At 63.7% G+C, this 26,336-nt stretch carries 27 protein-coding genes; 5 read left to right on the top strand and 22 right to left on the bottom strand.

The features are described 5' to 3' along the window. Nucleotides 1-35: 35 nt before the first annotated feature. The 10 genes from QCE69_RS18305 to QCE69_RS18260 form a co-directional block, all read right to left on the bottom strand. The gene (locus tag QCE69_RS18305; RefSeq protein ID WP_309921229.1) at nucleotides 36-929 is read right to left on the bottom strand and encodes a phosphate ABC transporter substrate-binding protein; all 894 of its coding nucleotides are present in this window, start codon (nucleotides 927-929) and stop codon (nucleotides 36-38) included. 48 nt (nucleotides 930-977) lie between these two features. After that, on the bottom strand, nucleotides 978-1,826 hold the full coding sequence (locus tag QCE69_RS18300) for an amidohydrolase family protein (RefSeq protein WP_309932157.1): 849 nt from the start codon (nucleotides 1,824-1,826) through the stop codon (nucleotides 978-980). Nucleotides 1,827-1,874: 48 nt separating this feature from the next. Then, a complete protein-coding gene (locus tag QCE69_RS18295) occupies nucleotides 1,875-2,846 on the bottom strand; it encodes an ABC transporter substrate-binding protein (RefSeq protein ID WP_309932156.1) in 972 nt (323 codons plus the stop codon). Nucleotides 2,847-3,001: 155 nt separating this feature from the next. Then, nucleotides 3,002-3,628, bottom strand: coding sequence for a cytochrome c (locus QCE69_RS18290; RefSeq protein WP_309932155.1), 627 nt, complete (start codon nucleotides 3,626-3,628; stop codon nucleotides 3,002-3,004). Between the two features lie 11 nt (nucleotides 3,629-3,639). Then, nucleotides 3,640-5,589, bottom strand: coding sequence for a thiamine pyrophosphate-dependent enzyme (locus QCE69_RS18285; protein ID WP_309932154.1), 1,950 nt, complete (start codon nucleotides 5,587-5,589; stop codon nucleotides 3,640-3,642). A gap of 139 nt (nucleotides 5,590-5,728) precedes the next feature. After that, nucleotides 5,729-5,884 (bottom strand): hypothetical protein, encoded by a 156-nt coding sequence (locus QCE69_RS18280; RefSeq protein ID WP_309932153.1) that lies wholly within the window; start codon nucleotides 5,882-5,884, stop codon nucleotides 5,729-5,731. Between the two features lie 129 nt (nucleotides 5,885-6,013). Next, nucleotides 6,014-7,009: a LysR substrate-binding domain-containing protein gene (locus tag QCE69_RS18275; RefSeq protein WP_309921212.1), complete on the bottom strand. Its 996-nt coding sequence runs from the start codon at nucleotides 7,007-7,009 to the stop codon at nucleotides 6,014-6,016. A 222-nt stretch (nucleotides 7,010-7,231) separates the two neighbouring features. Then, a complete protein-coding gene (locus tag QCE69_RS18270; protein WP_309921209.1) occupies nucleotides 7,232-8,245 on the bottom strand; it encodes a porin in 1,014 nt (337 codons plus the stop codon). Between the two features lie 305 nt (nucleotides 8,246-8,550). Next, complete coding sequence (locus QCE69_RS18265) at nucleotides 8,551-8,691, bottom strand: hypothetical protein (protein WP_309921206.1); 141 nt, start codon at nucleotides 8,689-8,691, stop codon at nucleotides 8,551-8,553. A 104-nt stretch (nucleotides 8,692-8,795) separates the two neighbouring features. Next, complete coding sequence (locus QCE69_RS18260; RefSeq protein WP_309932152.1) at nucleotides 8,796-10,028, bottom strand: LysR substrate-binding domain-containing protein; 1,233 nt, start codon at nucleotides 10,026-10,028, stop codon at nucleotides 8,796-8,798. 140 nt (nucleotides 10,029-10,168) lie between these two features. Here QCE69_RS18260 and QCE69_RS18255 point away from each other — a divergent pair, with 140 nt between their 5' ends. From QCE69_RS18255 to QCE69_RS18240, 4 genes are all read left to right on the top strand, one after another. Continuing rightward, nucleotides 10,169-11,020 (top strand): amidohydrolase family protein, encoded by an 852-nt coding sequence (locus QCE69_RS18255; protein WP_309932151.1) that lies wholly within the window; start codon nucleotides 10,169-10,171, stop codon nucleotides 11,018-11,020. A 23-nt stretch (nucleotides 11,021-11,043) separates the two neighbouring features. Further along, complete coding sequence (locus tag QCE69_RS18250; protein ID WP_309932150.1) at nucleotides 11,044-11,994, top strand: hypothetical protein; 951 nt, start codon at nucleotides 11,044-11,046, stop codon at nucleotides 11,992-11,994. A 30-nt stretch (nucleotides 11,995-12,024) separates the two neighbouring features. After that, nucleotides 12,025-13,380 carry a C4-dicarboxylate transporter DctA gene (gene dctA / locus QCE69_RS18245; RefSeq protein ID WP_309921193.1) on the top strand — a complete coding sequence of 452 codons (1,356 nt, stop codon included), beginning with the start codon at nucleotides 12,025-12,027 and terminating at the stop codon, nucleotides 13,378-13,380. 113 nt (nucleotides 13,381-13,493) lie between these two features. Beyond that, the gene (locus QCE69_RS18240; protein ID WP_309932149.1) at nucleotides 13,494-14,534 is read left to right on the top strand and encodes a porin; all 1,041 of its coding nucleotides are present in this window, start codon (nucleotides 13,494-13,496) and stop codon (nucleotides 14,532-14,534) included. Here QCE69_RS18240 and QCE69_RS18235 read toward each other — a convergent pair. From QCE69_RS18235 to QCE69_RS18225, 3 genes are all read right to left on the bottom strand, one after another. Next, a complete protein-coding gene (locus tag QCE69_RS18235; protein WP_309922889.1) occupies nucleotides 14,522-15,757 on the bottom strand; it encodes an MFS transporter in 1,236 nt (411 codons plus the stop codon). The genes QCE69_RS18240 and QCE69_RS18235 overlap by 13 nt on opposite strands. A gap of 3 nt (nucleotides 15,758-15,760) precedes the next feature. After that, complete coding sequence (locus tag QCE69_RS18230; protein ID WP_309921188.1) at nucleotides 15,761-16,090, bottom strand: hypothetical protein; 330 nt, start codon at nucleotides 16,088-16,090, stop codon at nucleotides 15,761-15,763. A gap of 72 nt (nucleotides 16,091-16,162) precedes the next feature. Continuing rightward, nucleotides 16,163-16,615, bottom strand: coding sequence for a MarR family transcriptional regulator (locus QCE69_RS18225; protein WP_309932148.1), 453 nt, complete (start codon nucleotides 16,613-16,615; stop codon nucleotides 16,163-16,165). A gap of 198 nt (nucleotides 16,616-16,813) precedes the next feature. On the opposite strand from QCE69_RS18225, the gene QCE69_RS18220 reads away from it, so the two are divergent. Beyond that, a complete protein-coding gene (locus tag QCE69_RS18220) occupies nucleotides 16,814-17,083 on the top strand; it encodes a DUF4148 domain-containing protein (RefSeq protein ID WP_309932147.1) in 270 nt (89 codons plus the stop codon). Nucleotides 17,084-17,110: 27 nt separating this feature from the next. Here the strand turns inward: QCE69_RS18220 and QCE69_RS18215 are convergent, their stop codons facing one another. The 9 genes from QCE69_RS18215 to QCE69_RS18175 all read right to left on the bottom strand — a co-directional run bounded on the left by QCE69_RS18215 (nucleotide 17,111) and on the right by QCE69_RS18175 (nucleotide 26,322). Next, nucleotides 17,111-18,331 carry an MFS transporter gene (locus tag QCE69_RS18215; RefSeq protein ID WP_309932818.1) on the bottom strand — a complete coding sequence of 407 codons (1,221 nt, stop codon included), beginning with the start codon at nucleotides 18,329-18,331 and terminating at the stop codon, nucleotides 17,111-17,113. Between the two features lie 57 nt (nucleotides 18,332-18,388). Continuing rightward, complete coding sequence (locus QCE69_RS18210) at nucleotides 18,389-19,264, bottom strand: phosphate ABC transporter substrate-binding protein (protein ID WP_309921179.1); 876 nt, start codon at nucleotides 19,262-19,264, stop codon at nucleotides 18,389-18,391. A 43-nt stretch (nucleotides 19,265-19,307) separates the two neighbouring features. Further along, on the bottom strand, nucleotides 19,308-20,858 hold the full coding sequence (locus tag QCE69_RS18205; RefSeq protein ID WP_309932146.1) for an acetolactate synthase large subunit: 1,551 nt from the start codon (nucleotides 20,856-20,858) through the stop codon (nucleotides 19,308-19,310). Beyond that, nucleotides 20,858-21,715 carry an aldolase/citrate lyase family protein gene (locus QCE69_RS18200; protein WP_309814329.1) on the bottom strand — a complete coding sequence of 286 codons (858 nt, stop codon included), beginning with the start codon at nucleotides 21,713-21,715 and terminating at the stop codon, nucleotides 20,858-20,860. The genes QCE69_RS18205 and QCE69_RS18200 overlap by 1 nt, the downstream gene beginning before the upstream one ends. A gap of 11 nt (nucleotides 21,716-21,726) precedes the next feature. Continuing rightward, nucleotides 21,727-22,575 (bottom strand): amidohydrolase family protein, encoded by an 849-nt coding sequence (locus QCE69_RS18195; RefSeq protein ID WP_309932145.1) that lies wholly within the window; start codon nucleotides 22,573-22,575, stop codon nucleotides 21,727-21,729. A gap of 19 nt (nucleotides 22,576-22,594) precedes the next feature. After that, nucleotides 22,595-23,620, bottom strand: coding sequence for an amidohydrolase family protein (locus QCE69_RS18190; protein ID WP_309814335.1), 1,026 nt, complete (start codon nucleotides 23,618-23,620; stop codon nucleotides 22,595-22,597). A gap of 21 nt (nucleotides 23,621-23,641) precedes the next feature. Continuing rightward, nucleotides 23,642-24,613: an ABC transporter substrate-binding protein gene (locus tag QCE69_RS18185; RefSeq protein ID WP_309921167.1), complete on the bottom strand. Its 972-nt coding sequence runs from the start codon at nucleotides 24,611-24,613 to the stop codon at nucleotides 23,642-23,644. Between the two features lie 202 nt (nucleotides 24,614-24,815). Continuing rightward, complete coding sequence (locus QCE69_RS18180) at nucleotides 24,816-25,757, bottom strand: LysR substrate-binding domain-containing protein (RefSeq protein WP_309814340.1); 942 nt, start codon at nucleotides 25,755-25,757, stop codon at nucleotides 24,816-24,818. Nucleotides 25,758-25,791: 34 nt separating this feature from the next. Next, a complete protein-coding gene (locus tag QCE69_RS18175; RefSeq protein ID WP_309921164.1) occupies nucleotides 25,792-26,322 on the bottom strand; it encodes a carboxymuconolactone decarboxylase family protein in 531 nt (176 codons plus the stop codon). Nucleotides 26,323-26,336 lie beyond the last annotated feature (14 nt).

Genomic DNA, 26,336 nt, shown 5'->3' with positions numbered 1-26,336 from the left:
GATTTTTTGTTATCACTGCGCGCCCGTGCGCGGGTCTATCCGAGACTGCCGGTTACATCGTCGAACAGTTCGTCCACCGAGAAGCGGCGCGGAATGATCTTCTGGTCGAGCGCCCAGTCGATGGCAAGCTGGATACCCTTGCGGTTCGCTTCCAGACCGAACGGCGGGATCACGGCGGGCACGCCCTCGCCCAGTGCGCGGCTCTCCACGATCATCCGGTACAGCTCGCGCACGATGTCCGGCCGCTCCTTCGACAGCCCGGCATGCACGACGAACATATGGTTGATCGGCACCACGCCCTCGCGCGCGAACCAGTCCTTCGCGGCGGCCTGGGCATCAGGAACCAGCGTTTTCACGCGCGGGTCCTTCGGCATGTCTTCGCCCGCCAGCACCGCCGCGAGTTCGCCGTCCAGCATCATCTGCCCGACCGACGAACCCTTCGGCAGCCGCTGGCAATTGGCCGGGTCCGTGTATTCGGCGAGATGCCCCTCGCCTTGCGTCATCCACGTGACCTTGTCGAGATCGACGCCGTACTCGTGACGCAGGATGCCGCGAATCCACAGGCCAGTGGTCTGTGCATAGGTGCGCACGCCCACCCGCTTGCCCTCGATGTCCTTCGGGTCGAGATGACCCAGCTCACCGTTATAGCCTGCGCAATGATGCTGGAAGCGTCCTGAGATCGGCGCCGGAAGCAGCACATAAGGCTTGCCGTAAGCCTTCGCCTGCAGATACGTGACGATGGCCAGCTCGCCGGCATCGAACGCATTCTCGCGCAGCATCGGCTTGAAGCCGTCGTGCGCGCGTGCCGGGCCGCAGTAGTCGAGATTGACCACGTTCGACGACACGCGGCCGTCTCTCATCGCTTTCGTTGCCGCGTACTCGGCCAGGTTCACCCGCAGCGTCGGCAGGTCGGTTTGAATCGTCGCCATCTGGTTGTTCCTCATGCTTCGTTCACTGGAGATCCGTCGCCACGCCGCTCAGGCCAGCGCCGGATACAACTGTTGCGCCGTCTTGCCGAAGATCCACGCGCGGTCGCCTTCGTTCAGGCAACGAAGGCCCGCTTCGGCTGTCGCGAGAATCTCAGGCAGCGTGCCCTTCGAACTCGGGAAGTTCGAACCCCACGCCAGACGCTGCGCGCCAAACACGTCGATCAGGCGCGGGAAAAAGGTCCCGGCGTTCGCATCGCCCTTTTGCATGTCGTCGAAAATGCGCGGGGTCAGCTTCATGTAGATGTTCGTGAGCGGCGCAAGGTCGAACAGGGTCTGTGCCTTTGCGTAAGGCGCGCCGTCCGTCACATCGGGACGGCCGAGGTGATCGAGAATGATCTTCACGTTCGGAAAGCGCCGCGCCAGATCGGCGACCTGCGGCAGGCCCACCGGACCGGTCTGGATGCACATCGGCAGGTTCAGTTCCGCGCAGGTTTCCCAGGCAGGCCAGGCGCGCGGATCTTCGAGTTCGCCCGGATCGAAATCCTTCGTGCTGCCGCCCGTGAACATGCGCAGGCCCGCGAGGCCGCGCTCCACGCAGGCGCGAATGGTGCGCGGGGCATCGGGCAGCGTCACGTCGACGGAGCCCACCGCGACGAGACGGTCCGGATAAGCCGCGCACGCATCGAGCACGTAGCTGTTGTCGAAGCCATACGTGGTCGACGAATGCACGACGGCGGCCTTCGCCACACCGGCTTGGTCCATTGCGGCGATCAGCGACTCGACGGTGGACGGACGCTCCTTCGACCAGTCGGAACGCTTGCCGCCCAGCGGCGCGACGGGGTAGCGCGCGGTATCGTCGGAGATGATGTGCGGATGAATATCAACGATGGATGCCATGAGTTGCTCTGTGATTCGATTGAATGGTTATGCGGTGGTGGCTATGAACTAAGCAAGCGGATCGACGAACAGCTCGGCCATCGACATCCGGCGCGGCGTGAGCCGCTGCTCGAAGGCGGTGGCTTCCAGTGCCTCGATGGTCTTGCGATTGGCCGCGATCCCGTACGGCAACGGATCATGTCCAACGATCTTGCGCAGCGCGAGATACTTCTTGTCGCTGGCGTTGGTCGGGTCGTTGTGGTCGAGCGTGGCGAGCCATGCCTGCTTCGCCTGCTCTAATGCGTCGTAGAGCGACTTCGCGATCCACGGATGCTCGGCGAGCACCGCATCTTTCACGACGATGGTGCCGTGCATCGGATACACGCCCGTGCGGCGGTAATAGTCGGCTTCGAGTTCGGCCGCGTTCGGCAGCAGGTCGGGATAGTCGGCTTCGACTTCCTGCCAGCCGCCGTTCGGGTTGCCGGTGCGGCCGATGCCGGCATTTGCCGCAAAGCCCGCCGCGAGTTCGCCTGAGGCCATCAGGTCCGCAAGCGACTTGCCTTGCGGCGCGTGCATCACATTCGACGGAAGCTTGAGCTGCGTGACGTGTTCCTCGTCATCGACGACCCATGTGACCTTCGACGAATCGAGACCGAACTCGTCGATCAGCACTTGCCGCGTCCATACGCCGGTCGTGACGGAATACGCGCGCACGCCGACCTTCCTGCCTTCGAGATCCTTGGGTGTGGCAATGCCCGCATCCGGGCGCACGAGCAGGCCGCCATGATGAAAGCGCCGCATGACGAAGATCGGCAGCGCGACGAACGGTGCGCCATAGGCTCGCGCGATGATGTAGGTGGTCGGTGCGAGTTCGCACACGTCGAACTCGACATCGCGGACCATCCGGCGGAACGCGCCGATCTGCGGCTTGACGGTGACGATCTCGGCATCGACGCCTTCGATGAGAATCGAGCCGTTGCGAATGGCCGACGTATGCGGATACTCTGCAATGGCGATCTTGAGCGGGACTTTCCTGGTCAACGGGGTCTCCTGTTGGACTCGAATGATGTTCGGGGACCGTCGGGCGATCCGGTCAGAAGATCATCGGGTAGCGTGTGTTTCCCGTCTATTGAAATAAGCCGTGGGTGCGTTAACCAACTGGTAAATGCTTCGGGATCCGTATAGGTGAGTTTTGGTCAGCGCAACTGCGCCACGTAACGGGCCACGTCCCTCACGTTTTCATCGTTCAGGACGTGTGGATACAGGCGCGGCATGATGCCCGAGGGTTCGCGAATGCGCGCTTCGATGTCGCTCGTTCCATAACGGCTCGCGATGCCGCGCAACGCGGGGCCTGCACCGCCCTCGCCGCCCGCGCCATGACATGCCGCGCAATTCGCTGCGTAAATGGACGAGCCGTGTCCCGGTGACACCGATGCCTGCGCTGTGGGCGCCGCGCCGTCGTTCAGCAACGCGAGGCTCTCCGCGGGAGGATTCGGCGGCAAGGAGGCGAGATAAGCGTGAATGCGGGTGATCTCGTCATCGGAGAGAATCCGCTTGCTGTAGACCGGCATCTCGCTCTTGGGATCGTGCACATACGCTTGCATCGCCGATAGCGGGACCGGATGCGGCGCGAGCGCAGGCCCCGTCGATGCGCTGCCCTGCCCCAGCACGCCATGACATTCGTAGCAGCCCTTCTGCATGAAGAGCGCGCGGCCGGTTTCGATATCGGCGTTCGTGTCGGCATGTGCTCCCAACGACACCGCGAACGCGATGAACGCGATGAACGCCAGCGCCTTCATCGGCAAACGTGAATAGAGAGGCATTGCGGCGTCCGTCATCGAGGTTGGGTCAGCACGTCGAGCAGCGCGGGCTTGCCGCTTCTGACCTGCGCCATCGCGCGCGTCAGGGCCGGGCCGAGATCGGCGGGACTGGAGATCGGGCCTTCCGCCCAGACACCCATGCTCTTCGCCATCGATGCGTAATCGATCGGCGGATCCTGCAACACGGTGCCGATGCGCCCGCGCTCAGGATGACGATCACGCCGTCCCGCCATGCGCTGGATATGCATGGTCTCCTGATGCCACGCGCGGTTGTTGTGCATCACCATCAGCAAGGGCACTTGATGATGCGCCGCCGTCCACAGCACGCCGGGCAGCACCATCAGATCGCCGTCGGTCTGGATGCTGACGGCGATGCGCCCGGCATCGCGATGCGCGATCGCCGCGCCCACGGCGGCGGGCGCCGCATAGCCGACGCCGTATCCTCCGCCCGCGCCGATGAACTGATATGTCTTCGTGAAGTCCCACAGGCGGTTGGGCCACTGGCTGCACGCGCCGGGCGGTGAAACGAGCGCCCAGTCATCGTGGCGGATGACGTTCCATACTTCCTGCGCGAGACGTGCGGTGCTGATCGGCGTGCCGTCCCATCCGCGCGCGGCGGCTTCCCGCGCGGCGTGCTGCATGCTGTCGTGCGAGGCTCGCAGCGTTGCCGCACGCGCTTCAACGACCGTGCGTTGCGCAGCAGTCATCGTCGTGCGGATGGCCTGCGCCAGCGCCGGCATCGACGCCTGGGCATCCGCGCCGATGGGCAAGGTCGCAGCGTAATAACGCTCCGCATCCTGCATGTTCGACTTGCCGTAGAGATAGGACGTCGAGATGCTGATGACGCGCACGTCCGGCTTCGCGCGCCGCTTCGACGCGCGGCCGATCGTATCTGGAACGCTCTGCGTAAGGCCCCAGACATCGCCCACTTCGAGCGCAAGGATCACGTCGGCATCGGCCAGCAGGCGTGCCTGCATCGACGAATGATTGAGGGGGTGCCGCGTGGGGAAGTTCATGCGGCCCAGCAGGTCGATCACCGGCGCGTTGAGCGATTCAGCCAGCGCGACCAGCGACTCCAGGCCCGCCTGCGTGCACACCGCGCGATCCGCGACGATCACCGGCGTCTTCGCCGCGCACAGCATCGTGGCGGCGGCTTGCAAGGCATCGGCGCTTGCGGCGGGCGGCGACACTTCGCGCAGCGGCGGCACCGTGATGCCATGCGGGTCTGCGACCGGCTGTTCCTGCAACTCCGCATCCGCGACGATCAGCACGGGCGCCATCGGCGGCGTGACGGACATCGTGTAGGCGCGCATGAACGATTCGGCGTAATGCTGGAGCGACACCGGATAGTCGTCGTACTTGGTGTAGTCGCGTACCAGCGCGCCGAGGTCCTGCGCCGTGTGATACCACTCGACACCCGGACGGCGCTTGGTCGCGTCGGCGATATTGCCGGCGATGACCGTCATCGGCACGTGATCGCACCATGCGTTGTAGAGCGCCATCGACGCATGCTGCAAGCCCACCGTGCTGTGCACGAGACAGGCCATGGGCTTGCCCGCGACTTTTGCGTATCCGTGCGCAATCGCCGCCGACGCTTCCTCGTGGGTGCAGACGATCATCTGCGGATGCGTGTCGCCCGCATAGTTCACGATCGACTCGTGAAGGCCGCGAAAGGTCGAGCCGGGCATCGTCGCGACATAGTCGATACCCGCGATGCGCAGCAGATCCACCATGAAATCGGAGCTGGGATTGCCGATGTGCGCGGCATCCGTGGCAGGCGCTTCGTCGAGCGACGGCACCAGGGCATCGCTTTGAGATTCCGCTGCCACCAGCGCCGGCGATGGCCTGCTCACTGAAGGCCGCTGCGGCGCGGTGGACGTCGGCGTGGCCACCGCGGGCTTGACGAGCGCCGCCGCTGTGCCGGTGATGAGCGCTTCCTTCAGAAAGGTGCGTCGGCCTGTCATGCAGGATTTCCCCTTTATTTTTTATATCGCCGTTGTGTGTTGGCCGTGCGTGCAGGCGTACGGAGGCCGGCCGCGACTGCGCGCGGCGGAGATCGAACTCTGATTGACTGGAACGGGAAGCGCCTTCGGATAGCGAAGGCTAGCGTCGCGGCTGGCTCAGATCGTCCATGCCGAAGATGGGGATCAACACCGGGAATTGTCCCGGCCAGGCACGCGCGATTGCTTTCGTGGTGCGCGCCGCCGTGCCGCACCATGCGGCCGCGCGACGCCATGCTCTCATGATGTGGATGGCCATCCGTCTGTCTCCTTTACGGTGAACCGCCGGCGCGTCAACGCGCTCTTGATGCGGGTTCGATGAAGACATCATCGCGCCGCCTGCGTTTTCCGTCCATTGAATAAAAGGGCAGATGCCTTAACCTTTCGGTTAAGTCCCTTGACCGGATCCGGCGTGCTCCGCCATCGCGGCGAGGTCGGCTTCATCCTGCACGCCGCTCGGCGGACATTCACGTTCGAGGCATTGCAGAAGCAGCATGGCGCTGGGCGCGAGCGGCTTGTCGGCACGCCAGATCACGCCGAGCGGCCGGGTCGCGAGGTTCATGTCGAGCGGCAGCACATGGAACGGGCTGGCCTCCGAATCCGGATACAGCATGTCCACGGTATGCAGCGCAATGGCGTCGTTGATCTGGATGTAGGCGCGGATCAGATGCGTAGAAAGGGTCTCAATGGTGTTCGACGGCATCGGCAGGCCATGGCGCGCCAGCGTGTTTTCGATCGGCTCGCGCAGCAGCGAACCCGAAGGGGGCAGGATCCACGGATAGTCCTTCAGGTCCGACCATTGCACGGTGCTTCTGCTTGCGAGCGGATGCTGCACGCCCGTGACGAGCTTGATAGGCGTGTTGATGAGCGCGCGTTCATGCAGGCCCACGGTGTCCGCGCGGTTCGGCAGACGGCCCACGATCATGTCGAGGTCGCCGCGCCGCAGGTCCTGCAACAGCCCGTTCATGCGGCCTTCGAGGATCGAGACGTTGGTCTGCGGCGCTTCCTGCTTCAGGCGCGCGAGGGCGCGCGGCATGAGGGTGGAGATGAGCGTCGGCAGCGCGCCGACATGCACCTTGCCGGCGCTGCCGGTCTGCAGCGCCTTGATCTCTTCGGCCGTCTGGCTCAGGCTGCTCAGCACGGCGCGCGCGTGCCGCACCACGCATTCGCCATAGGCAGTGGGACGCAGGCCGTTGACGGTGCGCTCGAAGAGTTTCACGCCCAGCGCGCTTTCAATTTCGCCGAGCGCCTTCGATACCGCCGGAACCGTAATGTAAGAATTCGACGCCACTTGCCGCAAGTTGCGGAAGTCATAAATGGCGACGAGCAGGCGCAGATGACGCGCCTTCATGTTGACGCTCAAATACCAGTCCAGCTGACTCATAGTGTCTCCGATGCGCCTTGCGCATCGGACGATGACACGCTTCGACGCTAGTCGTTCTGCGTGCGGCTTTCCGCTCGCGCCGTCGCACGATTCTTATGCCGCACTTGTTCCTCTGCCTGCCGCGCGAAAACCGGCTGCGCGGCGATAAAGAATAACGCAGCAGGATAATGGAAACGACGGGGAGCGTGCAGAACCGGCATCGAAGATGCGCTGACCGACTTATCAGAAGCCATGGTTGATCCCCACGGTGAAAGCGAGTTGATGCGGCTGCTGGGTGGCGTTCAAGGTCTTGTTGGTGATGTAGGTTCCGGAGAACTTCGTGTAGTCGAACTCGGCGTAGAGCACCGTCTGCTTCGACAGCGAATAGGCGATGCTCGCCAGTCCCTGACTGCGCTTGCCGCCCGTATTTGGCAAGTCCGTGATGTAGTACGCAGCGCCCACGCGCGTGTACGGAGTCAACTGATACGTCAGGCCGCCCCAGTAGTTGAGCGTGCGCACGTCGCGGTTCGGCGCGGCCACGTCGACGTTATCGTTCATGTAGCCACCCGCGAAGCGCAAGTCGCCGAAGGTCAGCGCGGCACCGAGCGTGTAGTAGTTATCCGGCTGATAGGTCGTGCCTGACAGTACCGACCGGTGGATATAGACGCCGCCCACGTTCACCGGTCCCATTTTGTATTGCAAGCCCACGCCGCGTGCCGATCCCGCGTTGAAATCGCCCGCCACGCCGCCGAAGGAATTCTCCGCGCGAAAGCGGAACGGTCCATACGTGCGGCTGTACTTCACGTCGTTGTTGAAGCGCGTGCCCGCGGTCGCGGGCGTGAGCGGCGTGATGCCGGGATACTCGAAGTTGAAGGGATCGTAGTCGTAGACCACGTCATGCGCGATGGTGTACTGGCGGCCGAAGTCGAGCGAACCGAACCACCCGCCCAGGCCGACATACGCGCCCCGGTTGAACGCGACGTTGTTCGTGTTGTCGTACGCGCCATTGCCGAGATTGAAGCCGCTCTCGAGCCTGAAGTGCGCGTTGTAGCCGCCGCCGAGATCTTCCTTGCCGATGAAATCGAGCCGGTTCGAAGTGAAGAAGCCGTTCGAGTTCATCGAATACTGGTTGCCCAGTCCCGTGTGCGTATAACGAATGCCGCCGTCCACCACGCCTGCCAGCGTGACAAAGGATTGCGCGTGCGCCACACCCGCGAACTGACAGGCGGCGAGAACGATTGTTAGTTTCCTGATCATGAGATTTTTTCGGTGAGATGCGGTATCGCTTTCTCATGCCGTCCGCGCGACCCGGACGGCATGGGGCCGTCTGTCAGTCATTCGGCGTGCTGCTCCGCTCTCTTTCCGGATGATCCGATGTGTGTCTCGTTCGCTTGCTTGCATGCATGGCTGTCTCCAATATGGCGCCTTGTTTCAGGCTTCTTTTATTGCGGGCGTGAGTGCCCCTCACCGCCTTTTCGGGCAGTGATTCCTGCGTTGATGCGTGATGGGGGTACGAAGGCCGCGTGCCTTCGCAAAGCGCGTATCGGCCTTGAATGAAGGCGTCAGCCGCCCTGCGCGATCTCGCGATGCATGTGCTTGTCTCCTTGTGCCGCTGTATGCGCCACACCCTTATGCTTGTAGCTCAAGACATTGACTTGCAAGGTGGCTTGCAGCGAGTCGTCTGTGGCTTTCGATGCTTGCATCGTCTCATCGCGACCCGGCAGCGTCCATTGAATAAATTTCTCGACGCGTTAACCTGCGGGTAAAGGCGCCTGCCTGATTCAGTGCGGGAAGTGGACACCCATGCTCACGCGGGCAGTCCGCATTCTTCGCGCAAGCACTCGATGAAAGCCTGCTGCACGGCGGTGCCGAGCCAGTCGCTTCGCACCGTATAGCCGACCGCGCGATCCGCCTCCGGCGTCTTCAGTTCGAGCGCGACCATGTCGCTGCCAGGATAGGCCTCGCGTATCTGCGAGCGCGACAGCAAGGTGATGCAATCACTCTCGACGAGCATGGCGATCATCATCGCGAGCGAACTCGTTTCGACCACGAGCGGCGGCGTGGCGGGCAAGCGCGCGAAGAGGCGGTCGATTACCGCGCGGCGCGGCACGGTGCGCTGCGGCACGACCCAGTCGTAGTCGGCGAGATGGTTGGGCATGATCGACTTCTGCCGCGCAAGCTTATGCCCCTTGCGCACCGCGACCACATACGGGTCCGCGAACAGCTCGGTTTCCTGCACTGCGCCAGTGAGCCGGGGCTCGCGCAAGCCGCCGACGATGATGTCGATGCCGCCCGCGCGCAGATCGCGCAGCAGTGGCGCGTGCGAGCCTTCGTCCACCGTGATGCGGGCCGCCGGATAGCGTGCGCGCAGCCGTTGAATCACGCGCGCGACGAGCCGCGGCGGCAACAGCGGCAACACGCCAATGGCCACGCGCCCGGTGCGCTGGCCGCGCGCATAGGCGAGATCTTCACGGGCCTGCGCAATCTCATACAGCGCAAGACTGAGCCGCCGCGCAAATTCGACGCCCGCCGGATTCGCCGCGACGCTGTGCACGCGCCGTCGATACAGCGACACACCCACGCTCTGTTCGATCTGTCGCGCCGCGCGATGCACGGCCGGCTGCGAGATGCCGAGCTGCTGCGCCGCCTCCGCCGCCGACCCGGCCTGCGCGATGGCGATATGACAGCGCACCTGGGCATCGGTGAGGTGCCGGCAGATCGTCGCGCTGTGCGGGGAAGGCTCGTCATGGCCGGTCAAAGCCGCGACCGCGCGCTCCATCTGATCGAGCATGCGCCGCGTGCGCCGTTGCAGGATGCGCCCTTCCGCCGTCAGTTCGCTGCCGCCGTAGCCGCGCTCGAACAGTTGCCCGCCGAAGCTGGCCTCGAGTTTGGCGATGGCAAGGCTCACCGCCGGCTGGGTGCGTCCCGCGCGTGCGGCCGCCTGTCCGATACCACCCGATTCGCACACGGCGTCGAACAGGAACAGGCGCCGCAAGCGCGTCAGATCGTCATTCGACGGGTCGTCTTCGCGGTTCGCCATGGCGTTCAACCCCTATGTGAAAACCCTTAGCTTAACCAGAATTTATGCCCAAGCGCAAAGTTCATATTGAGGGATTCGCTCGCAACCGGCTTACAGTGACGTCCATTCCACTGCAAAGAAGACCCCCCTGGAGCCGCTTCATGTCCGTTGTCATCGATACTCACACTCACGCCATTTCCCCGGATAAACAGCGTTTTCCGCTTGCGCCGGTTGGCGGCCACCAGTCCGAATGGTCGGCCAAGCGTCCCGTCAGTTTCGAAGGCTTGCTGGCCTCGCTCGACGATGCCGGCATCGACCGTGCCGTGGTCGTGCAGGCGTCCACCGTGTACGGCAACGACAATAGTTATGTGGTGGAAGCGGTGCGCAGTCATCCGGACCGCTTCGCCGGCGTGTTCTCCATCGACGTGCTTGCGAACGACGCCGTCACGCAACTGCAACGCTGGCTCGACGCGGGCCTCTCCGGACTGCGCCTCTTCACGACGGGCAGCACGATGCCCGGGCAAGCGGGCTGGCTCGACGACGAGCGCTCCTTCCCGGTGTGGGAATACGCGGAACGTCATGGCGTATCGATCTGTCTGCAAATGACGGCGCAAGGCATTCCCGCGCTGCTGAACATGCTCGCGCGCTTTCCGAAGATCCGCGTGTTGCTCGATCACCTGGCGCGTCCCGACCTCGCGGGCGGAGCGCCGTATGAAGCGGCGGCACCGCTGTTCAGCCTGGCATCGCATGAAGGGGTGTATCTGAAGCTCACGAACCGCACGATCGCGGAAGCGTCGCGCGGCGCATCGACGCCGGAGGCTTTCTTTCCGCGCGTGCTCGACGCCTTCGGTGCGCACCGTATTGCGTGGGGCTCGAACTTCCCCGCGGCGGAAGGCGCGCTGCCGCAATTGCTCGCCGATGCACGCGCCAGCCTCGCGATGCTGCCCGCTGATGCACAGCAAGCCATCTTTGGCGGCACCGCGCTGACCGTCTATCCGGCGCTGGCCGTCTGAATACGCCTTCCGTGAGTCACGACATGCAACCGCTGCTGCTGAAAACCGCCCTGAAAACGTATCCGCACACGCGTGCGCTCAAGCGTGGCGAACTGACCGATCCCGCCGTGCAACTCGTGTTCGACGAAGTCGAGCCGATTCACAACGCGTTCGCGCCGATGGCACGTCGCCAGGCTTATGACGTAAGCGAACTCGCCATCGTCACGTACTTGCAGGCCAAGGCTTATGGCAAGCCGCTCATCTTGCTGCCCGCCGTCGTGGCCGCACGGTTCCAGCAGGGCTGCATTATTTATAATGCGCGGCGCGGCAAGCTCGATATCGATCAGTTGTCTGGCAAGAAGATCGGCGTGCGTACTTATACGCAAACCACCGGCATGTGGGTGCGCGCCATTCTGTCTGGCACGTACGGCGTGCCGGTCGAAGCGAACGAATGGATCACCATCGAAGGCGCGCATCTCGAAGAGTATGCGGACCCGTCGTTCGTGCAACGCGCCGCGCCCGGCAAGCAACTGTTGCCGATGCTGCGTGCCGGTGAACTCGATGCCGCCATCCTCGGCAACGACCTGCCCGACGAAGCGGGTCTCGAACCGCTGATTCCGGATGCCGCGACGGCCGATCTCGCGTGGTACGCCGCGCATCGCTACGTGCCGATCAACCATGTCGTCGTCGTGACGCAAGCGCTGGCCGATGCCCATCCGCAAGCGGTGCGCGCCGTGTATGACCTGCTGTGCCGCGGCAAGGCCTCGGTGGCCGCGGAGAATGCCGGCAAGCCCGACAAGCTGCTGTTCGGTTACGACGCATTGCGCGCGCCGCTCGAAGAAACCCTGGCGTTCTGCGAGGAACAGGGTCTGCTGCCACGCAAGCTGACCGTCGATGAAATCTTCGCGGACAGCGAACGCATTCTGGGCGACGCGGGCGTTGAGCCGCCTCGCACGCCGCCTTTTCACTTATTTCATTCTCAGAAGCGAATCTGAATTCGCCATCCGCACCGCAAGGAGACATCCATGAGCTTGCCCGGCAACGCCGCCACGCAACCCAGGAAACGCCGGCCATTCTATCGCGACCTGTCCTTCCAGGTCCTGGCCGGCATGGCGCTCGGCATCGCCACAGGCTATCTGTTCCCGAAGTTCGGCATCAATCTGCAACCGGTCGGCGACGCCTTCATCCGCATCATCCAGATGCTGATCGGCCCAATCATCTTCTGCACGGTATGCAGCGGCATCGCGGGCGTGAAGGACTTCAAGAAGGTGGGCCGCGTCGCGATCAAGGCGCTGTTCTACTTCGAAGTCGTCACGTCGCTCGCACTGGTGCTCGGGCTGGTCGTCATCAACGTGCTGAAGCCGGGCGTCGGCATGAACGTGGACATGCACAGCGTGCATTCCGCCGCCGTCGATGCGTATGTCGCGAAGGCTCATCATGTCGTCACGACGAGCGAATTTCTGCTCAATGTGATCCCGCACACCGCGTTCAGCGCGTTCTCGGGCGGCGACGTGCTGCAAGTGCTGTTCTTCTCGGTCCTGTTCGCGTTCGGTCTTGCGGCGATCGGCGACCGCGCGAAACCCGCACTCGATTTCATCGACTCGGTCTCGGGCGCGCTGTTCTGGGTAATCGGCCTGACGATGAAGATTGCGCCCATCGCGGCGTTCGGCGCCATCGCGTTCACGGTCAGCAAGTTCGGCTTCGGCACGCTGCTCTCGCTCGGCAAGCTGATCCTCGAGTTCTACCTGACCTGTGCGCTGTTCATCGTGCTGATCCTGTGGCCCATCGCTCGTGCGAATGGCTTCAGCCTGCTGCGGCTGATGCGCTATATCGGCGCGGAGTTGCTGCTCGTGATCGGCACGAGTTCCTCCGAAACTGTGTTCCCGCAATTGATCGACAAGCTCGAACGCCTGGGATGCGAACAGTCCGTCGTGGGTCTCGTGCTGCCGACGGCCTACACCTTCAATCACGACGGCACCTGCCTGTACTTCGCTGCTGCCGCCGTGTTCCTCGCCCAGGCCACCAACACGCCGATGGGCTGGCACGAACAGCTCGTCCTGCTCGCGGTGCTGCTGCTCACCTCGAAGGGCGCGGCTGGCGTATCCGGCGCGGCCATCGCGGTGCTCGCGGCCACGCTGGCTGCATCGAACACGATTCCTGTCGAGTCCATCGCGCTGATTCTCGGCATTCACAAGGCGATGTCGAGTGCGTTCGTCTTCACGAACATCATCGGCAATAGCGTGGCGACAATTGTCGTCGCGAACTGGGAGAAGGCCCTCGATCGCGTGGCCCTGACGCGCGAGCTGAAGTCCGGATTCCGTCCGTCCGACGTCCAGATCGGACCGATCAAACAGGCGAGCGGCAGCTCCGCCGGTCACTGACTGACCGCCGCCGGCATCGACTCGTTCCGGCGGCCTTATTTTCGGAAAGAAAAGTTCCGAAAATATTTAGTCATACCGATCGCAAAAAATTCTAATGAAGTTGGAGACACGTTGTGAAAAAGATAGCTTGGAAAAGGCTAGGACTGACCCTGTCCGCGGCCGCCGGAACGTTGTCGGCCTTCTCTGTACATGCGCAAACCAGCGTGACGCTGTACGGCACCGTGGATGGCGGCATCCGCCATCAGACCAGTGCGGCCAAGGGCGGCGGCACCGTAATCACGATGAACTCGAACGGTTACTACAGCTCGAACAAGCTCGGTTTTCGCTTGAAGGAAGATCTGGGCGATGGCTGGAACGCACACGCCCAGCTGGAAAGCGGCTTTAATCTCGGTAACGGCCAGTTCGACAACACGGCCAACCGCGAATTCAACCGGCAGTCGTTCGTCGGCATCGGGCATCGGACTTACGGCTCGATCGATCTTGGCCGGCAGTACACGATCGCGCACGACATCATCAGCATCTACGATCCGTTCAGTTTTCATTTCACGCCGATCCTGCCGCTCACCGCCGCCTCCGACGGCACGCGCAACGACAACGACGTGAAGTACAGAAACCGGATCGGTTCGTTGCTGTTCGAAGCGGACAACTCGTTCGGCGGTGTCGCGGGCAATTTCAGCAGTGGCGCAGCCCGTGCCGTGGGCATGAGCTACGCGGCGGGCCCCGTGGCCGTGGGCGGCGTGTATGGACACCGCAATGTGCTGAACGGCACGCGCTACCTGGGCGACAGCTACTACATGCTGGGCACCAGCTATGCGATCGGACCAGTCAAACTGTCCGGCGGCTTCATGGCCGAAGACCTGCAGGACCCCGCCGCGCCGCATACGGTGACGAACAATGCGTTCGGCGGGCTGGCATGGACGGTGACGCCGTTTATCGTGTTTCGTGGCGGCTATTACCAGACCAACGTCTCCACCGACAAGGCGGGACGCCGCAGCCTGTCAGTCCTGTCACTGGCCTATCTGCTGTCCAAGCGCACGACGCTCTATGCCGAAGCCGACTACACGTCCTATCGCCACGCTGTTGTCAGCACGCTGAACCCGGCCGGGGCGAACAGTCAGACCGCGTTCACCATCGGTATCGATCATCTGTTCTGAAGCGACATGCGCTGTTCACGCCGGATGCGGGACAGCGCATAGCCGCCGACCGATACGGCGGCGAACCCCGACAGCGCGCCAATCCCCAATGCCCAGCGCGGCCCCAGGTGGTTGGCGACCCAGCCGACCACGGGTGCGCCAATCGGCGTTCCGCCAAGCGCAATGGCCAGCCGCAGCGCCATGACGCGCCCTCGCATCGCGGGTTCGGTCGAGATCTGCATCAGACTGTTCGTGGTGTTCGTAAAAGTGAGCGCCGCCACGCCGATCACGGCCAGCGCACCTGCGAACAGCCAGTAGGTCGGCGCAACGGCCGCGAATGTGCAGCCCACGCCGAACATGCCGGCTCCGGCCAGGATGGCGCCGAAGCGCGGCCGGCCGCGTCCCGCCGCGAGCAAGGCGCCGGAAATCGTGCCGATCGCCATGAACGACGAAAGCAGGCCGTAGCCGCGCGCGTCGGTATGAAAAACGCCGACGGCCATCGTCGAAATGAAAATCGGAAAGTTGAGACCAAAAGTGCCGATCAGGAAAAGCATGACGAGAATCGCCTTGAGGTCGGGGCGTGACCACGCATAGCGGAACCCCTCGGACATGCCCTTCCGGGCGCGCCCGGCCCGCGCGCTCTCGCGCAGCTCGGACCTGCGGAACCACGACATCGAAACCAGCACGGCGACGAAGCTGACACCGTTGACGAGAAAGGCCCAGCCCGTGCCCACCGAGCCGATGACCAGCCCCGCCACCGCCGGTCCGATCATCCGTCCCGCGTTGAACGACGTGGAGTTGAGCGCGACCGCGTTGTGCAGGTCCGCGTCACCCACCAGCGAGCCGACGAAAGTCTGCCGCACCGGCCCGTCGAAAGCCGATGCACATCCGAACAGCAGCGCGAACACATACACATGCCACAGCACGACGACGCCGGTCACTGTCAGCACGCCCAGCGCCAGTGCCAGCGCGCCCATGGTCGCCTGGGTGAACATGAGGAGCTTGCGCTGGTCGTAGTGATCCGCCGCATAGCCCGTCCACGGCAGCAGGACGATCTGCGGCCCGAACTGGAGCGCCATCACCGTGCCGACCGCCGAGGCGTTGTGATGCGTCAACTGCGTCAATACGAGCCAGTCCTGCGCGGTGCGCTGCATCCAGGTGCCGACATTGGAGACGAGCGCACCGGCCGCCCACAGGCGATAGTTGAAAACCTTCAGGGAACGGAATGCCTGCACTGCCTGAATCCCTCACGTCCGCGTAGTCATCCGGCCACCATGGAAGCGGCCGAAGTGCCTGGCTAGAAACAGCCCGATGAACAGCATGCCGAGGCCGAATGCCAGGGCGTCAATGGTGTTGCGAAAATCGAAATGACCGACGTGACACACCAGCACATATCCGATGACGAGATTGAAGAAGCCCCACACCACGTTCACCGTGGATGAGGAGAGGCCCTGGCCGGGCGGCGTCGCAAAGGGGCTCTGGAACGGTTCGCCTCGTACGCCGCTGACCAGATGCGGCAATGCGTTGCAAAAAAAGACGCCGCCGAAGAACCAGGCGATGAGATCGAGCCATTCCATTTTTTTCAAACGCCTCGTGTGTCGAAATGGTCAAGGCGTCGCGCTTCCGGCGACGCATGAAGACAAGCAGGTTCACTCGTCCACCAGCCGCGCGAGCAATGCCACGGCCGCTGCGACTTGCGCCTGCTCGGTGGCAGACAGCCGCGCCCGGATGGTGCGGGACAACCAGTCCTGCCGCGCGCTGCGCCCTTTGCGGATCATCGAGAGACTGGTTTTGGTGAGGGACAGGATGGTGCGGCGTCCATCCTCCGGGTCCGGCTTGCCCACGACATGCCCGCCGGCCATGAGCGCCGCAACCGCCGTTCCCATGGATTGCGTGCGGATGCCTTCGGCCTGTGCGAGTTCCGATACCGAGGCCGGGCCCTCGCGCTCCAGACGCAGCAACACGGCAGTCTGCGTGCCGGTCAGATCGCCATAGGTCGACTGTGCGCGCATGTTGCGCTTGAGCCGGGAGACGACGGAACGAAGTGCGGAAGCGAGTTCGTCGGCGCTGTCGAGCTTTGAGGTTGCGGATTGATCTGCCATGGCGTCACTCTGACAGATGAAAAGAAAACTGCCAAGTTAACTTACTAATTCGCGCGAGGCAAAAATCCGTTCACCCTTAACCAAACCGTCAACTCTCACGCCGATAAATTCAATAGACTAGGTAATTACCCTAGGGTGAAATACGACCTGTCGCCGCTGAACAGTCACGCGGTTCTCATCACGCAGAAAGGTCAAGACATGAAACTCGCCATCCACGCCGTATTGGTCGCCGCCGCCATCCTCGTTCCCGCAGCAGCCTTCGCTCAGACGAGCGAGCCGCTCACGCGCGCTCAGGTCCGGGATGAACTCGTGCAGCTCGAGAAAGCCGGCTACAACCCGCTCAGCAACTGCGACGGAAATTGCCCGGACAGCCTCCAGCGCGCCGAAGCCACCCTCCTGCGCAGCCGGAACGAGGCGACCGCCGCGTACGGTCCCGCATTCGACGGCACGCAACAAGCCGGCCGATGAACCCTTGGCGAACCCTTGGCGCTGCGTTCAATGCAGCGCGTCGCGCGTGGCGAGCGGCTTGAAAAGGTGGCTCCATGCAAGGCTCACGAGAATCGTCGCAACGCCGCCCGCGACCACTGAGCCGATTACGCCGAGACCTGTCGCCGTGACGCCGGACTCGAATTCCCCGAGCTGATTGCTGGCCCCGATGAAGAGCGTATTCACCGCCGCCACGCGACCGCGCATGCGATCCGGTGTCTCCAACTGAATGAGCGTCTGCCTTACGACCACGCTGATGGTGTCCGCGCCGCCAGAGACGGCCAGCAGGATGAGCGACAAGGGAAACCATGTCGACAGCCCGAAACCGACGATGGCAACGCCATAAATGCCCACCGCAACGAGCAGCTTCTTGCCGACGCCGCTGGCAATCGACCGTCGCGACAGGAACACGCCGACACACAATGCACCAATGGCAGGCGCCGAGCGCAGCAGTCCAAGCCCTTGCGGTCCCACATGCAGGACTTGCCGCGCATAGACCGGCAGCAACGCCGTAGCGCCGCCGAACAGCACGGCGAAGAGATCGAGCGAAACGGCGCCGAGCAGAAGCGGATGGCTCCAGATGAAGCGCAGGCCGGCAAGGATCGAATCCGCGGTGACGGGTTCACGCGGCGGCGGCGTGAAGTCATAACGCACGAAGAAATACAGCAAGGCGCTGAAGCCGAACAGCGCCGCGCTGGTCAGATACACCGTGACCACGCTGATAGCAAACAGCACGCCGCCCAGCGCCGGCCCGGCGATGACGCAGGTCTGCTGGACCACGGTGCTCAGCGCCATTGAGCGCGCGAGGAGCCTGGGCGGCACGAGCATCGGCAAAAGCGCCTGCTGGCCAGCCATCTGGAACGGCCTGATGGCGCCGAGCACAAGCGACAACGCCAACAGCGCGTCGCGCGTGACATGATGCGTGGAGGTAGCCGCCGTCAGCAGCGCTGCCGCAACCGCTTGCAGCGCGAGACACGCGGCGACCATCCGCCCGCGATGCAGGCGGTCCGCGCAATGACCGGCAACGAGCGTCGTCGCGAGGCCCGGCGCGAACTGAAACAGACCGACGAGGCCAAGGTCCCACGCGCTCGATGTCAGGTCATACATGTGCCAGCTGATCGCCAGCATCAACATCTGCTGGGCCGTGATGGAACCGATGCGCGCGATCAGGAAGCGCGTGAGCGGTGCGTGGCGCAGCAACGACGTCACGTCATCGGAACGGGTCTGCATGGCGGGTGATGGAGTCATCTCTTGTATTGCGGAGCGCAGCCGCTCACGAGCCTCGTATCAACCGAGGCTGCCGGTCACATCGTCGAAGAGTTCGTCCACGGACAGGCGCCGCGGAATGATCTTCTGGTCGAGCGCCCAGTCCACCGCGAGTTGCAGACCCTTGCGGTTCGCTTCCAGCCCGAGCGGAGGAAACACGGCCGGAACGCTCTCCGCAGCCGCGCGGCTCTCGGCCACCATGCGATACAACTCGCGCACGATATCCGGCCGCTCCTGCGACAAGCGCTCGTGCACCACGAACATGTGATTGATCGGCACGACGCCCGTGCGCGCAAACCAGTCTTTTGCGGCGTTCTGCGCATCGGGCACGAGGGTGCGCACGCGCTCATCCTTGGGCATGTCCTCGCCCAGAAGGGCCGCCGTCAGCTCGCCGTCCATCATCATCTGCGGAATCGACGAACCGGCCGGCAGACGACGGCAGTTCGAAGGATCGCTGTATTCGGCGAGGTGGCCGTCACCGAGCGTCATCCACGTGACCTTGTCCAGATCGACACCGTACTCATGACGCAGGATGCCGCGAATCCACAGCGCAGTAGTCTGCGTGTAGGTGCGCACGCCGACCTGCTTGCCTTCGATGTCCTTCGGATCAAGATGACCGAAGTCGAGGTTATAGCCCGCGCAGTGATGCTGGAAGCGGCCCGAGATCGGCGCGGGCAGCAGGACATACGGCTTGCCATAAGCCTTCGCCTGCAGGAAGGTGACGATGGCGAGCTCGCCGGCATCGAACTGGTTCTCGCGCACCATCGCCTTGAAGCCGTTGTGCGCGGGCGTCGGTCCGCAGTAGTCGAGTGTGACGAGGTCGGACTTCACGCGGCCGTCGCGCATGGCCTTCGTCACGCCGTATTCGGCGAGATTGACGCGGAGCGTCGTTGTCATGATGTGTGCTCCTTCATTGCTTGTAGCGTGCTTGTGATGAGGTTCAGAGGCGCACTTCGATCAGGCAAGGTCCGTCCGCGTGCGTCGAATCGGTCAAGGCCTTGTGGAAGCCCTCGGCCGTCTCGACCGCCACTGCCGGCACGCCCATGCTCTTCGCCATCGCCAGCCAGTCGATGCGGGGCTTGTCGATGTCGATCATCGACAGCGCCCGCTCACCCGGCGCACCCGCGCCCATGTTCGCGTACTCCGCCTTGAGAATGGCGTAGCTGTTGTTGGCGAAGATGATCGTCGTGACGTTCAGGCTCTCGCGGGCCTGCGTCCACAGCGACTGGATGGTGTACATCGCGCTGCCGTCGCCGACCATGCAGAACACGCGGCGATCGGGACACGCGAGCGAAGCGCCGGTGGCTACCGGCGTCGCATAGCCGATCGACCCGCCCATGTTATTGATGAGATCGTGCGGACGCGCGCCCATCGTGAGATTCATCGACTCGCGCCCGGTTGTCAGCGATTCGTCGACGACGATGCAATGCTCCGGCAACGCCGCCGCCAGTGCATGCGCGATGCTGGCCGGATTGAGCGCGCCCGTGGGTACCGGCGTCTCGATGCGTGCTTGCAGCAACGGCGCCGTGCCGGATGCACCGAGCGCATCCAACAGCATGTCGAACGCGAGTTCGCTGTCTTCGTCGGCTTCGACGAGCGCATGCACCAGCGTGCCTTCGGGCTTCAGCAAGCTCGGCTTGTCCGGATACGCGAAGAACGCCACCGGCTCGCGCGTCTCCACTGTGATGATGTGCTTGAAGTCCTTGAGGAACGCTGTGGCCTGCGCGACCGCATACGGAATGCGCGCGAGCGGCACACGCCCGGCGCCCCGCTCGATGCGCGCCGTGAAGAACTGCGATCCCAGCACCGCGCCGGTCGCGGCGGCGACACGGCCGGCGTAGTCCAGCGCCACGCCGCGGGTCGCCTTGTTCGCAAGCACGATCAGCGCGGGTTCGCCCGAACGAAGCACGCGCGCAATGTGCTCGATGCGTTGCGCGGACGGCGCCTTGCGGCCCGTCGCGCGAGCGGGCCACGCTTGCGGCGCGGTACCGGCTTGCTGCCAGGACGTGTCGCCCGGAAGAATCAGCGTCGCGATCTGCCCCGGATGCTCGCTTGCCTTGGCGACTGCTTGCGCGGCATCCCAAGCGATGGTGTCCGCGGATTCGGCACGGCGTACCCAATGACTCAAGGGCCGCGCGAGGCCTTCGATATCCGAGGTCAGCGGTGGATCGTACTTGAGATGCGACACCGAATGCTCGCCGACGACATTGACCATGCCCGACGATGCGCGCTTCGCGTTGTGGATGTTGGCAAGACCGTTCGCCAGGCCCGGTCCGAGATGCAGCAGCGTGGACGCGGGCGTGTCCTTCATGCGGTACCAGCCGTCCGCGGCGCCCGTAGCGACGCCTTCGAACAGGCACAGCACGCTGCGCATGCGCGGGTTGTTGCCGAGCGCGGCAAGGAAGTGCATCTCCGAGGTGCCCGGATTCGCGAAGCAGATATCGACGCCCTGATCCACCAGCGTCGCGACGAGACTTTCGGCGCCGTTCATCAGTAGCCTGCCAGTTCGCGTGCGAGACCGACGACGCCATACGTACGCGCCGGCGCCGACATCAGGAAGCGATAACCTTCTTCCTGCAAGCGGCGATGATTCTTCGCGGTCACATGCGGGTTGCCGACGACCACGTTGTGCTTGTGACAGGTCTCGGCAATCTGCCGCATCGCGGCGACCACTTCAGGATGCTCGTACTGACGCGGCAGCCCCAGTTCCTGGCTCAGATCGCCCTCGCCGATCAGGATGAAGCCGATGCCCGGCACGTTGGCGAGGATGTCGTCGAGGTTCTCGATAGCCTGCGTGCTCTCGCACATCAGGCCCACGAGAATCTCGCCTTGCGGCGCGAGCGGCCAGACGTCGGCCTTCTCGTAGTACTGCTGCATCGACAAGCCCCAGTAGCGCGCGGCATTCGCGGGACCGTCGCCGCGCACGCCCTTCGGTTCGTACAGCGGCGCGTTCTTCGGGCGCGCATAGCGGCACGAGGCCACGGCGTTATAGGCCTGCTCCACGGTTGCCACGTGCGGCCAGATCACGCCGTATGCGCCGCGGTCCAGCACCTGCTTGGCGAAGCTCTGGTTCATCTCCACGCCGTTCGCCGGAATGCGCGCCAGCGGCGTCACCTTGGGCGCGACCGAGCCGGATTCGGCAATCTGCTTGCGGTTCAACATGTACTGGAAGGCATCGCCGAGCGCGGCCACGTCGTACGGGTTGTGCTCCATCTCGAAGACGATGCCGTCATACGGCGAATCGCTCATCTCGATGGCGGTCTGCTTGTCGAGCTTCGCGAATGCCGCGTGCGCGGCCTTGCCCGATTCGAAGGCGCGGATGATGCTGTTCAGGCGAGTGTCTGACATGATGGTCTCCGTTATTGGCTCAATGCCGGATAGAGCTTCTGCGCGGTCTTGCCGAAGATCCATGCGCGATCTTCTTCGCTGAGGCATGCAAGCCCTTGCTGGGCCGTCGCGAGGATCTCGCCGAGCTTGCCAGGCGACGTCGGGAAGTTCGAGCCCCATGCGAGACGTTGCGCGCCGAATGCCTCGACCACGCGCGGGAAGAACGTCTCCGCGCTGGCCTTCTCCTTCTTCACGTCGCCGAAGATGCGCGGCGTGAGTTTCATGTACACGTTGGACAGGTCGCGCAGTTCGAACAGTCCCGCAGCGTTCGCATACGGCGGGCCGTCGAGGACATCGGGACGCGCGAGGTGGTCGAGAATGATGTTCACGCCGGGAAACTTCTCTGCGAGCATGCGCACCTGCGGCAAACCGACCGGACCCGTCTGGATGCACATCGGCAGCTTGAGTTCGGCGAGCATCTCCCACGCCTTGAACGACTTCGGGTTATCGAGCTCGCTCGGGTCGAAGTCCTTCGTGGAACCGCCCGTGAAGATGCGCAGGCCCGCAAGACCCTTGTCGGCCCAGCCCTTGATGACGGTGGCCACGTCGTCGGCCAGCATGTCGACGGAGCCCACCGCGATGAGCCGGTCCTTGTACTGGTCGCAGCCGTCCACCACGTAGCTGTTGTCGAAACCATAGGTGGTCGACGAATGCACGACGGCGGCCTTCGCAACGCCTGCCTGATCCATCGCCGCGATCAGCGCCTCGACGGTGTTCGGGCGCTCCTGCGACCAGTCCGAGCGCTTGCCGAACAGCGGCGCCGGCGGATAGCGCGTCTCGTCGTCCGAGATGATGTGCGGATGAATGTCGATGATGTTCATGTCTGCCTTCCTCGTCCGGTCACAGGCCGCGCGCCTTGAGTTGCTGGTCCAGGCGCGGATAGACGCGGCGCGCGTTGCCTTCGAAGATCGCGTGGCGGTCCGCGTCGCTGAGCGCTTCGCAGGCGTCGATATAGCGCTTCGTATCGTCGAAGTACTCGCCGGTATTCGGATCACGCCCGCGCACCGCGCCGATCATCTCCGAACCGAACATCACGTTGCTCGTCGGCACGACCTTGGTCAGCAGTTCCACGCCCGGATGGTGATAGACGCAGGTGTCGAAGAAGATGTTGTTCAGCAGGCCTTCGAGCGGACGCTTGGCGATCTCCAGCGACATGCCGCGATAACGTCCCCAGTGATACGGCACCGCGCCGCCGCCGTGCGGAATGACCAGGCGCAGCGTCGGGAAGTCCTTGAACACATCGCCTTGCAGCAACTGCATGAACACCGAGGTATCGGCGTTCAGATAGTGCGCGCCGGTGCCGTGATGGCACGGATTGCAGGAGGCCGCGACGTGGATCATGGCGGGTACGTCGAGATCGCAGAGCGCTTCATAGACCGGATACCACTCGCGGTCCGTCATCGGCTTGCCGGTCCAGTAGCCGCCGCTCGGATCCGGATTCAGGTTGCAGCCGACGAAGCCCATTTCCTCGACACAGCGGCGCAACTCGGGCACCGAGTTCTTCGGCGGCGCTTTCGGCGATTGCGGCAGCTGGCACACCGGCGCGAAGTTCTCCGGGTACAGGTCGCATACGCGCCGCACCAGATTGTTCGATACCTCGGCCCATTCGAGGCTCGTACGCTCGTTGCCGAGGTGATGGCTCATGAGGCCGGCGATCGGCGAGAACAGCGTGAGGTCGCCGCCGCGTTCCTGTTGCAGACGCAGCTGACCATTGCCGACGCCTTCGCGGATCTCGTCGTCGGACACATGCGCGCCGGAGAGCGGCGGCGCGTTGGAGGGGTCGTCCGCGGCTGCGATCTGCTTGGCGCGCCAGTCGCGGAAAGAGGCGGGGACGGTCGTGAAGTGACCGTGACAGTCGATGATCATGTTCCTGGCCTTACGGGTGATTTAGACGCGGGGATCGACGAACAGCTCGTTCATGGACATGCGGCGCGGCGTCAGGCCTTGCTTGAACGCGGTCGCTTCGAGCGCTTCGATGGTCTTGCGGTTCTCTTCCACGCCATACGGCAGCGGATCGTTGCCGACGATCTTCTGCAACTCGATGTACTTCCTGTTCTTCTTGTCGGTCAGTTCGCCCGCGTTGAGCTTCGCGAGCCAGTCCTGCTTGGCCTTGTCGAAGGCGTCGTAGAGCGACTTCGCCACCCACGGATGCTCGGCCAGCACCGAGTCCTTGACGACGATGGTGCCGTGCATCGGATACACGCCGGTGCGGGCGTAGTACTCCGATTCGAGTTCAGCCGCATTCGGGAACATGTCCGGATAATCCGCTTCGACTTCCTTCCAGCCGCCCGTCGGGTCGCCGGTACGGCCGATGCCTGCGTTGCCGTGGAAGCCGGCAACGAGTTCCCCGTTGGCCATCATCTCGGCAAGCGAGGTGCCCTTCGGCGCATGGATCACGTTCGGCGGCAACTGCAGTTGCGTGACGTGCTCTTCGTCATCGACAACCCAGGTGACCTTCGAGGGATCGAGACCGAACTCGTCGATCAGTACCTGACGCGTCCATGCGCCGGTGGTCACCGAATACGCGCGCACGCCGACCTTCTTGCCTTCGAGATCCTTCGGCGTCTTGATGCCCGCATCCGGACGCACCAGCAGACCCGAATGATGGAAGCGGCGCACGACGAAGATCGGCAGCGCGACGAACGGCGCGCCATACGCACGGGCGATGATGTAAGTGGTCGGCGCCAGTTCGCAGACATCGAATTCGACGTCGCGCACCATGCGGCGGAACGCGCCGATCTGCGGCTGCACCGTGATGAATTCCGCGTCCACGCCTTCGATGGGAATGGAGCCGTCGCGGATGGCCGAGGTATGCGGATGCTCGGCGATCGCGAGCTTGAGATGGACTTTCTTGGTCACTGGAGTCTCCTGGGAAGATTGATCGTGCGAGTCGAACTCGTGTCGGTGCCGACATGATCTTTCGAGACGCCCTGCTCCGTCTATTGAATAAAGAAGCAAGGGGCTTAACCGTTTGGTAAAGAGTGGGTTGCACGTATCCGATACGGAACCCTAACTAACTGGACGATGCAAAACCGAAAACACGTCGCCGTGCTTTCGGCAGTCAGGCCTTGGCGCTTTGCAGCTGTTGCGCGGCCTCCTCCAGGCACGCGACCATGAGTTGCGCGCTCGGCGTCAGGCCGCGATTGCGGTTCCACAGCACGCCGGAGGGGCGCAACAGCCGCGGCAAGCTCAGGGGCAGCGCATACAGCGGTTGCGTCGGATCGTTGGCGGGTGTGCCCACCATGACGGCAATGAAGTCCGATATCTGCAGATGCGCCCGGGTCACATGCACGGACAGGGTCTCGATGTAGTTGTTGGTCAGCGGTACGTCATGCGCTCTCAGCGTGCGTTCGAGTGAATCCCGCAGGATCGAGTTCTGCGGTGGCAGGATCCAGGGATAAGGAAGAAGGTCGGACCACTTGATTGTCTTCGCCCGCGCCAGTGGATGATGCCGCCCGGTCATCAGCGTCACGGGTTCTTCCAGCAGCGGCTTTTCCTCGAAGCTGCCGAGCGTATCCGGCGCGGGCAGGCGCCCGACGATCAGGTCGAGACGGCCCTGCCACAACTCCGGCAGCAACGCGCCGCGCGTGCCTTCCACGACTCGCACGTTGGTGCCTGGCGACTTGTTCTTCAGCAGGTTGAGCGCGAGCGGCAGCAGCGCGGACGCCGAAGCCGGCAACATGCCGATATGCACCTTGCCCTCGGTGCCCGCGCTCAGTGCCTTCATTTCATCGCGCGCCTGATGCAGGATGGTCAGCATCTCGCGCGCATGACGGATGAGGCATTCGCCGTGCGGCGTGGGCACGAGCCCTTGCGCCGTGCGCGCGAACAGCGTGAGGCCGAGCCCGCGTTCCAGCTCGGCCAGCGACTTCGATACCGCCGGCATCGTGACGTGGGTGACTTCCGCCACCTGCGTCAGATTGCGATAGGTATCGATGGTCACGAGCAGGCGCAGATGTCTCGCCTTGAGATTCACTTGCAGATAACCGTCGAGTTCCGACACGATCTTTCTCCTACTGCCTCATAACCTGAGTCGTTCAGTCTTTGGGCTGCAATGCATGCAAGGTCATGCCGAGCGAGATCGACGTGAAATAGCCGATCGTGACGAGAAGTTCGGCGATCACCGCCCGGCCCAACTCAGCATCGTACTGGGCAAAGCGCGCATCGTCGACCGCGCCGCCTGCGAGCAGCGCGCTCACCGCGTCGCATACCAGCGCCAGACGCCCGTCGTCCGCCTCGGGCTTGCGCCGCTCCAGGATCGCGGCGACCACCGTTTCCGGAACGCCCGCCTTCAGCGCGTGCCGCCGATGATTGGCGATCACATACGGGGCATTCCAGAACACCGCGGTGGCCAGGATCGCGACCTCGGTTTCCGCTTCGCTCAGCACGGGCGAATGATCCACATGCGTGCCGATGATCTCCATGCCTTCAGCCAGACGCGGGTTGTGCAACCAGATGTTGAACGGCGTGGGAATCCGTCCGCGCCCTGCGCCCAGTTGCGCGATGACGCGCTGCTGATGGTCGGTGGCCTGCTGCGCGTCGATGCGCGCCAGTCGGTCTTGCGTCATGCTTCGCTTCCTTT

It is taken from the genome of Caballeronia sp. LZ032, from assembly GCF_031451315.1.
Taxonomy (GTDB): domain Bacteria; phylum Pseudomonadota; class Gammaproteobacteria; order Burkholderiales; family Burkholderiaceae; genus Caballeronia.
Note: the sequence above shows the minus strand (reverse complement) of the source record. Positions and strands in the feature narration are given on the sequence as shown.